This is a genomic window from Streptosporangium amethystogenes (assembly GCF_000721075.1).
Taxonomy (GTDB): Bacteria; Actinomycetota; Actinomycetes; order Streptosporangiales; family Streptosporangiaceae; genus Streptosporangium; species Streptosporangium amethystogenes.
In genome coordinates, this window is record NZ_JOEQ01000139.1 from 1 (window position 1) to 639 (window position 639).

Below are 639 nucleotides of genomic sequence, written 5' to 3' on the forward strand. Positions count from 1 at the left end.
GCCGGAGGCCTCGGCCGCCGCCGCGCCGCCCAGGACCGGGGTCCGGCGGCCGTCCACGACGAGCTTCGCGCCCTCGGCGACGCCCAGGTCCAGGTAGGAGACGACCTTGTCGCAGTGCGCCTCGGTGACCAGGGGCCCCATCTGGGCGGACGGGTCGTCGCCGGGACCGACGGTCAGCTCAGAGACCCGGGAGACGATCCTGTCGACCAGTTCGTCGCCGACCGGGTCCACGGCCAGCACGACGGAGATCGCCATGCAGCGCTCGCCGGCCGAGCCGAAGCCCGCTGAGACCGCGGCGTCGGCGACCAGGTCCAGGTCGGCGTCGGGCAGCACCAGCATGTGGTTCTTGGCGCCGCCGAGCGCCTGGACCCGCTTGCCGTGACGGGTGCCGGTCTCGTAGACGTACCTGGCGATGGGCGTGGATCCGACGAACGAGACCGCGCGCACGTCCGGGTGCTCCAGCAGCCGGTCCACCGCCGTCTTGTCGCCCTGGACGACGCCGAAGACGCCATCCGGCAGCCCGGCCTCCTTCCACAGCGAGGCCATCAGCAGCGACGCCGAGGGGTCCTTCTCCGAGGGCTTGAGGATGAAGGTGTTGCCGCAGGCGATCGCGATCGGGAACATCCACATCGGCACCAT

Annotated in this window: 1 protein-coding gene; it reads right to left on the bottom strand. The window is 71.8% G+C overall.

What is annotated here, in order from left to right; all coding sequences use genetic code 11:
• The coding region (locus IG98_RS0143985; protein WP_030926583.1) for an aldehyde dehydrogenase family protein at positions 1–639 on the bottom strand (639 nt) is incomplete at both ends.